This is a genomic window from Variovorax sp. 20P10.2.4, from assembly GCF_058244205.1.
On the sequence record NZ_JBZAYE010000336.1, the window covers coordinates 1 to 7,913 of the forward strand.

The window sequence follows — 7,913 nt, forward strand, 5'->3', positions numbered from 1 at the left end:
CTGCGCGGCGGCAAGGCCAGCTACGGCGCGGCCTACAACCCCGAGCCGCCGACGCCGCCGCGCGCGCTGTCTTCCGAGAGCGCCGAGCAGCCGATGTTCGAGATCGGCTCGGTCACCAAGGTCTTCACCGGCCTGCTGCTCGCGCAGGCGGTGGAGCGCGGCGACATGAAGCTCGACGACAACCTGGGCCAGTTGATGGCCGGCAAGATCAAGGCGCCGCTGTCGCCGGCGGTGGCCTCGGTCACGCTGCGGCAGCTGGTGACCCACACCGGCTGCATGCCGGTGATGGCCGACGGCGTGACCGGCGGCCCGGCGCTGGCCTCGCAGATGCGCGCCTTCGAACGCCAGGAGCTCTACGACGCGCTGCCGCGCATCAAGCTGCTGGGCGCCGCGCCGCCCTGCGCGGGCGCGTACAGCAACTACGGCATGGCGCTGGTCGGCCTGCTGGTGGCCGACCGCTACAACACGACCTGGAGCGAGTTGGTGCGCGCGCGCATCACCGAGCCGCTGGGCATGAACGACACCGTGATCCTGCTCGGCGACAAGGCCTCGCGCATGGCGCCGGCCTTCGCGGGCGACCGGCGCCAGTCGCTGCTCGACATGAAGGCCTATGCGCCGATCGCCGCGCTGCGTTCCACCGCGGCCGACATGATGGTCTTCAGCCGCGCCATCCTCGCCGGCGCCAGCGGTCCGTTCGGGCCGGCCGCGGTGCGGCTGCTCACGCCGCTGGCCAGTTACGAGGGCGCCGAGATCGGCTATGCGGTGATGGTGCGCGGCGCCGAGGGCGCTCGCCGCACCTACTACCACGCGGGCGTCACCGAGGGCTACCGCACCCTGTGGCTGCTCGCGCCCGACACCGGCGAGGCCATGATCCTCCTGAGCAGCAACACGCGCGCGCCGCTGCAGCGCGTGATGCTGGCGATCGGCAAGAGCCGCTACCCGGTGCCCACGGTCGAGGTGCCGGTCGATGCCGACCGGCTGGCCGAGTACCGCGGCGAGTACCGCGTCACGAAATCCAAGTCGCTCGACTTCACCGTGCGCGGCGGCCGCCTGCTGGTGCGCGAGAGCGGCCGTGGCTACAACCCGCTCAAGCCGATCGGCACCGACCGCTTCACGGTGGGCGAGATCGGCGCGCAGATCGTGTTCCAGCGCGAGGGTGGGCAGGTGGTGGGCGTGACGCTGTCGCAGGGCGGCGCGCAGGTCGTCGGGCGCAGGGTGCGCGAAGGCGCGCTGGTGGACTAGGGCCTCAGCGACGCTCGGCGGCGTCGAGCAACTGCTCGATCCACGCCGCCCGTATCGCGCCCGGCACGCGCGTGCCGTCGCCGAAGATCAGCGTGGGCGTGCCGCTCACGTCGTAGCGCTTGCCCAGCGCCGCGTTGCGCTGCAGCGCCGAGGCATCGCAGCGGCCCGCGGGCGCGCCGGGGTCGATGCCCTTCTCGATCCATTGCTCCCAGTTCATGGCCGGTCGGGCGCTGCAGAGGATGTTGCGCGCCTTGACCACCGATTCCTCGCCGAGCACCGGGTAGAGGAAGACATGGACGGTGACGTTGCCGATCGCCTTCAGGTCCTTGTCGACGCGCTGGCAGTGGCCGCAGCGCGGATCGGAGAACACCGCGATGCGGCGCTTGCCGTTGCCATGGACCAGCGTGATCGCGTCCCGGAGCGGCAGCTTGTCGAAGTCGAAGCCCTCGATCTTCTTGAAGCGGCCCGCGACATCGTCGCGCCGCGTCTGGGCATGGACCATGGTGGCGGTGGCACCCCAGGTGCAGGTGGCGAGCAGAAGGCGGCGGCGGAGGTTCATCGAGACGGTCCCTGACATCGTTGTGAGCGTGGATGCGGTTCGGGCAAGCGGCGAAGGTTCCCCGACCGCGTGCGCATCAATGCGCTGCGTCGTGCAAGGTGCGCATTTCGTCCGCGGCATGGCGCGGCCACAGCGCGAGACCGCCCGCGAGGCTCCAGGCCTGCGCATGGCCGAGGCGGCGCAGCGCGCGTGCCGCCTGCGCGCTGCGGTTGCCGCTGCGGCAGAAGAACAGGATCGGTGTTTCGTTCGGCAGCGCCAGCCAGTCGGGCAGGGCGTTGAGCAGCCGCGAGAGCGGCACCGCCTGGCGTCGCGCGGCATCGAGCACGCCGGGCTGGCCGAGCCGCTGCTCGTAGGGCTCGCGCACGTCGACCAGCAGCAGGCCCGGATGCTTGCGCAGCAGCGCGGCCGAGGCCTCGGGCGACAGCTCGGGCGTGCCGCTGCCGGCGCAGCGGTCGACCCGCGCGCCGCAGGCCATGGTCCGGGACTCGGTGAGCCCGAGGTCGCGCTCGAGCGCCGCCTTCGCGCTCGCGAAGCCCTCCGCGTCGAGGTGGCCGTCGAGCACGTCGTCGAGCAGCGGCTGGGCCATGCGCTCGGTGACCAGCGTGCTCGCGAAGCGGTCGTCGTAGTCGTGGCCCGGCAGCAGCAGCGTATCGGGCTTGAGGGCGCGCTGCAGCTTCAGCAGCGACGGGCCGAAGGCCAGCGGCCGGCTCTGCGCGAAATCGCTGCGGCCCAGCGCGCCAGGCATCACGGTGTCGCCGACGAAGGCCAGGCGCAGCCCCTTAGCGTCGCGCAGCAGGTAGACGGTGGAGTCGGCGGTGTGGCCCGGCACGGCCAGCCGCGTGAGGCGCAGCGCGCCGAGCGCGATCTGCGTCGCGCCTTCGGGCCAGCCGAGCGCGTCCACCGCGCCCGATGCCAGCTGCTGCGCCGGCACGGCGGCGCGCAGTTCGGGCCCCGAGGAGGCATGGTCGCCATGGCTGTGGGTGTCGAGCACGGCCGCCAGCGTGTAGCCGTGGCAGCCGAGCCATTGGGTCAGCTGCGCGTTCAGTTCGGGCAGCGGATCGATGACCACGCAGCGCCGGCTCTCGGCATCGGCCAGCAGGTAGCAGCAGGCGCCGTCCACCACGAAGCGGGTCAGGCGCTCGGGTGGCTGCGCCTCGTTCTGCGGCACCGGCCCCAGGCAGCTCTGGCGCAGCGACTCGCCGCAGGCGCGGATGCGCGCGCAGGCCTCGTCGATGAAGGCATCGTCGCTGGCCGGACCGAAGGACAGCCGCACCGCCGACGCGGTCTGCCAGGCGGGCAGCCCCATCGCCTCGAGCACGTCGCTGGGCCGGGCCTTCGCCGCGCCGCAGGCCGAGCCGCCGCTCACGCGCATGTCGGCCGCGTCGAACAGGTCCAGCAGCAGCTTGGAGCTCAGGCCCGGCACCGAGAAGTTCAGCGTGGTCGGCAGGCACAGCGCGCTCGGCGCATTGAAGACCAGGCCCGGGAAAGCCTCGGCCAGCGCGGCGGCCAGGCGATCGCGGCAGGCCGCGAGCGCGTCGGCACGGCGGAACGTGAAGCCTTCCTCCAGCGCGGCCAGCACCGCGCCGAGCGCGGCGATGCCCGACATGTTCTCGGTGCCCGAGCGCAGCGAATCCTCCTGGCCGCCGCCGGCCATCAGCGGCGTGAAGGGCGCGCCCTCGCGCACGTAGAGCAGGCCGATGCCCTTGGGCGCATAGAGCTTGTGGCCCGAGAAGGGCGCGTAGTCGATCGGCCGCTCGCCCAGGCGCAGCGGCAGCTTGCCGAGTGCCTGCACGCTGTCGACCATCCACAGCGCCGGGCTGCAGACCAGCGCGGCCGCGATGCCGTCGAGGTCGCTGACCACGCCGGTCTCGTTGTTGGCGGCCATGGTGCAGACCATGCCGGCGCGCGGCGCGTGCGCGCGCAGCCAGTCGAGGTCGTGGCGGCCGTTGCGGCCCACGGGAATCGCCAGCACCTCGAGGTCGAGGCCCAGCAGCGCGTTCCAGTGGCGCAGCGCCTCGGGCACGGCCTTGTGCTCGGTGGCGCCGTAGAGCAGCAGCTCGGGCACGCTCTCGCCGGCCTGGCGCCGCGCGCGCAGCGCGTTCAGGGCCGACAGCACGGCGGTCTGGATGCCCTCGGTCGCGCCGCTGAGGAACAGCAGCCGCCCCGTGGGCGCGCCGATCGCGCGGCGGGCGCGCTCACGCACCGCGTCCATCAGCGCCCGGGCCTTAAGGCCGGTGTTGTGGATGCTGCTGGGGTTGCCGAAATCGCCGGCCATGGCGGCCAGCGCGGCCTCGCGGGCCTGGGGCAGAACGGGGGTGGTGGCGTTGGCGTCGAGGTAGATGTCCATGCCTCGATTCTGCGAAGTCGCGACAGGAAAAGGCTTGCGTTGTAGACTCGATTTTCCTGTATTTTGAGAATCAGATTCTATTTTTCATGGCAAAGATAAAATTGGACGCCATAGACAGGAAGATTCTCGAGCTGCTGCAGCTCGACGCCGGGCGCCAGATCGCCGATCTCGCGAGCCAGGTCGGCCTGTCTCAGACGCCGTGCTGGCGCCGCATCCAGCGGCTCAAGGAGGCCGGCGTGATCACGCGCAACGTGATGTTGGTCGATCCGCAGAAGGTCAACGTCGGCGTGACGGTGTTCGTCGCCGTGCGCACCAGCACCCACACGCAGGCCTGGTTCGATCGCTTCAAGGCCGTGGTCGACGTGATCCCCGAGATCGTCGAGTTCTATCGCATGAGCGGCGAGATCGACTACCTGCTGCGCGTGGTGGTGCCCGACATCGCGGCCTACGACAAGGTCTACAAGCGGCTGATCGCCGACACCGAGCTGTTCGACGTCAGTTCCAGCTTCGCGATGGAGGAGATCAAGTTCACGACCGCGCTGCCGCTGTCGTACGCGCAGTAGCGAAGGGATCAGGCTGGCTGGGCGAGCGCGAACAGCGCGCGCGCCATCGCGTCGATCTCGTCGCGCATCGCGAGCGTGGCCAGCCATGGCACCGGAATGCCCGCCACGCCGTGGAAGGCGCCCGCGAGCTGGCCGCAGATCGCGGCCGTGGTGTCGGCGTCGTCGCCGAGGTTGGCGGCCGCGAGGATCGCTTCCTCGAAGGAGTCGGCCTGCGCGAAGCACCACAGCGCCGCCTCGAGCGATTCCACGCAATAGCCCGAGCCCTTGATCGCGTCGCGCGGCTTGTCGCGCCAGCGGCCCGCCGCGAGCGCGGCCACGCCGGGGCTCGGTGCTTCGCCGAGGTCGCGCGGCGCGAGGATCGACGCCTTGTCCTCGCCGCGCAGCGCGGCCTGCAGCTGCAGCGCGAACAAGCGCGAGCAGGCGATGGCCTCGGCCGCGCCGTGCGTGGTGCGCGTGCTGTCGGCGGCAAGCCGCAGCAGCGCGGGCGTATCGGCCACGCCGAACATCGCGACCGGCGCGAGCCGCATCAGCGCGCCGTTGCCGGCGGTGCGCGGATCGGGATCGCCCGCGAAGGGGTCGCCGTTCGCGAGGTAGCGCGAGAGCGCGTTCGACACCGTGATGCCGATGTCGAAGCAGCGCCCGTTGCTGCTCATGTAGCCCACGCTGCGCCAGTTGCAGTAGCGGTTCATCTGGTCGACGGCATCGAAGCCGCGGCAATGGATCAGGCTGGCCGCGAGGCACAGCGCCATCGAGGTGTCGTCGGTCCATTCGCCGGGCGCGAGGCCGAAGGGCCCGCCGCCCTGCATGCCGGTGACGGGCACGAAGCTGCCGCGCGGGCTGAATTCCACGCGCGTGCCCACGGCATCGCCGCAGGCCAGGCCGAGCAGGGCGCCGCGGAAGCGGTCTTCCATCGAGGTCGTCATGGTTTCAGCCCACCCGCAGCCGGTCGCGCACGGCCATCAGCGCGAAGCCCAGCAGGTTCTGGCCGCGCCAGCGCGCCGGCTCGCGGGCGTCGGCATGGCTCGCGGCCATGCCGATGCCCCAGATCGCGTCGTAGGGGCTGGCTTCCACCAGCACCTGCTCGCCGGTGCGCAGCAGGAATTCGCCCATCGCCGCGTGCTGCGAGAACTTCGCGAGGTTGCCCTGCACGACCAGGTCGAAGGCCGCGTGCTTCCAGGCCGTGTCGTCGAAACCGCGCACCGCGCGGCCCAGCTTCTTGGCCTCGGCCGGCGTGCGCGCGGCGAGCACCTGGCCCAGGACCTCGGTGTCGCCGAACAGCCGGGCCTTGCCGGACATCATGAAGTGCTCGGCCGTCGCGTAGCGCACGCCCTCGATCTCGAACGGCGCCTCGAACCACTGGCTGAAGCAGCCCTTGCCGGCGCTGCCGTCCTTCTCGGGCTGGTGGCCCCAGAACAGCAGGTAGCGGGGTTCGAAGCCTTGGGCGATGCGCTCGATCAGGGCGGTGCGGGTGTGGATCGAAAGAGAGGGGGGCATGGTGTTTCTTTTCATCGAAGCGCCGGCATGGGCGCGAATCAGGCGGCCAGGATGTCCTGGAACGCCGCGAAGGTTTCCTGCTGCGCCGAGGTATCGAGCACCGCGAAGACGATCCGCTCGAAGCGCGTCGCCCACGGGCTGTCGGCGCCCAGGTGATGACGGAACGCCTGCGCAACGACCCGCGGATCGTTGCGGAAGACGCCGCAGCCCCAGGCACCGAGCACCAGCGCATCGCACGCCTGCCGGGCGGCGAGCGCCAGCACGCACGCCACGCGCGCCTGGAGTACCTGCGGAATCTGCGGCAGCGCGTCGGGCTGGTTTCGCGCGATCGCACCCGCGTTCGGCGCGGCGCAGGTGATGAAGGTGGCGGCCTCGGGTCGCTCCATCAGGCTCGCGTCGTCGTGGCGGAAGACGGGGCAGTCGGGCGAGACGACCATCGCGTGCGAATAGAGCAGCGAAGGCGCCGCCCGATGTGTCTCGTGGAACTGCGGTGCGCGCAGCAGCGATGCGTACAGCGCCGAGCTGGTGGCCAGCGACTCCTCTTGCGCGAGGCTCCCGCCGAGAAAGCCGCCGCCGGGATGGCGCGCGGAGGCGAAGTTCAGTGCGGCGATGCGATGGCGGCCCGTCGCCGAGAGGCGCGAGATGCCGGCCAGGGTGGTCTCGTTGACGACCTCGATGGTGGCGCGGTGCGGCCCGGTGGCCGAGCGTTCGACCTGCCGCACGAGCTCGCCGGCCTGTGCCTCGTCGAAGTAGCGCGTTTGCGCGAGGCAGGCGGCGATCTCCTTCTCGAGGCCGATCGTGCGGCCTTCCGCGGTGGCGTAGGTGCCGCGGTCGAGGATCTCCAGTGTTTCGTGCGCGAGCTTGGCGCGTTGTGCCCTGTTCATGTCTTTCCTTCTTGTTGTTTTGTTGGCTCTGATTGTTAGTTGTTCTGTGCAACTAATAAGGGTTGTATAGTACAACTAATCGAATGCTCGTCAAGTCCTTCGTGAACGCCTCCGCATCGACCTTTCCGTCGCTCGACTTTCCCCGCCCCCTCGTCACCGTCGACGTGGCCATGTTCACCGTGCTCGACGACACGCTGCAAGTCCTGCTGGTGCGCCGCCCCGCCGACAGCGCCGAGCCCTATCCGGGACGCTGGGCGCTGCCGGGCGGCTTCGTGAATGTCGACGAGGACGCGACGCTGCTCGACTGCGCGCTGCGCAAGCTGCGCGAGAAGACCGGCGTGGTCACGCCCTACCTCGAGCAGCTCGGCAGCTGGGGCGGGGCGAAGCGCGATCCGCGCGGCTGGTCGGCCACGCATTGCTTCTATGCGCTGATCCCGGCGCAGGCGATGCAGCTGCGCGGCGGCGCCAACGCGGCCGAGGTGGCGTGGTTCGAGGTCGAGGCGGCGCTGCGCAAGCGGCTGGCCTTCGACCATGGCGAGCTGCTTGCGGCGGCGGTGGCGCGGCTGCGCAGCAAGGTCGAATACACCTCGCTGCCGGCCTTCCTGCTCGAGGAGCCGTTCACGCTGCCGGCGCTGCAGCACACCTACGAGGTCGTGCTCGGGCGCCCGGTCGACAAGAGCGCGTTCCGCAAGCGCATGCTCGACGGCGGCTTCATGGAGGAGGCTGGCATGCTCGCGGGCGGGCCGGGGCGCCCGGCGATGAGCTACCGGCTGCGCGACCGCTCGCAGGCGGCGCTGTTCCCGCGCACCTTCAATGCCCGGCCC

Annotated in this window: 8 protein-coding genes; 3 read left to right on the forward strand and 5 right to left on the reverse strand. The window is 71.0% G+C overall.

Features of this window, described 5'->3' with window-relative positions; translation table 11 throughout:
• On the forward strand, positions 1-1,242 hold a 1,242-nt coding region (locus AC27VN_RS25800; RefSeq protein WP_490878365.1), incomplete at its 5' end, for a serine hydrolase domain-containing protein.
• A gap of 4 nt (positions 1,243-1,246) precedes the next feature.
• Here AC27VN_RS25800 and AC27VN_RS25805 read toward each other — a convergent pair.
• Entirely contained in the window at positions 1,247-1,801 is a 555-nt protein-coding gene (locus AC27VN_RS25805; RefSeq protein WP_490878366.1) for a DsbC family protein, read from the reverse strand.
• A gap of 76 nt (positions 1,802-1,877) precedes the next feature.
• The gene (locus AC27VN_RS25810) at positions 1,878-4,148 is read right to left on the reverse strand and encodes an aminotransferase class V-fold PLP-dependent enzyme (protein WP_490878367.1); all 2,271 of its coding nucleotides are present in this window, start codon (positions 4,146-4,148) and stop codon (positions 1,878-1,880) included.
• A 101-nt stretch (positions 4,149-4,249) separates the two neighbouring features.
• Between AC27VN_RS25810 and AC27VN_RS25815 the strand changes: the two genes are divergently transcribed.
• Positions 4,250-4,711, forward strand: a complete 462-nt coding sequence (locus AC27VN_RS25815; protein ID WP_064262233.1) for an Lrp/AsnC family transcriptional regulator — start codon at positions 4,250-4,252, stop codon at positions 4,709-4,711.
• An 8-nt stretch (positions 4,712-4,719) separates the two neighbouring features.
• Here AC27VN_RS25815 and AC27VN_RS25820 read toward each other — a convergent pair whose 3' ends face one another.
• From AC27VN_RS25820 to AC27VN_RS25830, 3 genes are read right to left on the reverse strand one after another with little or no spacing between them, the layout of a single operon-like run.
• On the reverse strand, positions 4,720-5,634 hold the full coding sequence (locus AC27VN_RS25820) for an ADP-ribosylglycohydrolase family protein (RefSeq protein ID WP_490878368.1): 915 nt from the start codon (positions 5,632-5,634) through the stop codon (positions 4,720-4,722).
• 4 nt (positions 5,635-5,638) lie between these two features.
• On the reverse strand, positions 5,639-6,205 hold the full coding sequence (ybiA, locus tag AC27VN_RS25825) for a riboflavin biosynthesis intermediates N-glycosidase (RefSeq protein WP_490878369.1): 567 nt from the start codon (positions 6,203-6,205) through the stop codon (positions 5,639-5,641).
• A gap of 38 nt (positions 6,206-6,243) precedes the next feature.
• Positions 6,244-7,089 carry a TIGR02452 family protein gene (locus tag AC27VN_RS25830; protein WP_490878370.1) on the reverse strand — a complete coding sequence of 282 codons (846 nt, stop codon included), beginning with the start codon at positions 7,087-7,089 and terminating at the stop codon, positions 6,244-6,246.
• Between the two features lie 83 nt (positions 7,090-7,172).
• Between AC27VN_RS25830 and AC27VN_RS25835 the strand changes: the two genes are divergently transcribed.
• Positions 7,173-7,913: NUDIX hydrolase (locus tag AC27VN_RS25835; protein ID WP_490878371.1), on the forward strand; the 741-nt coding region annotated here is incomplete at its 3' end.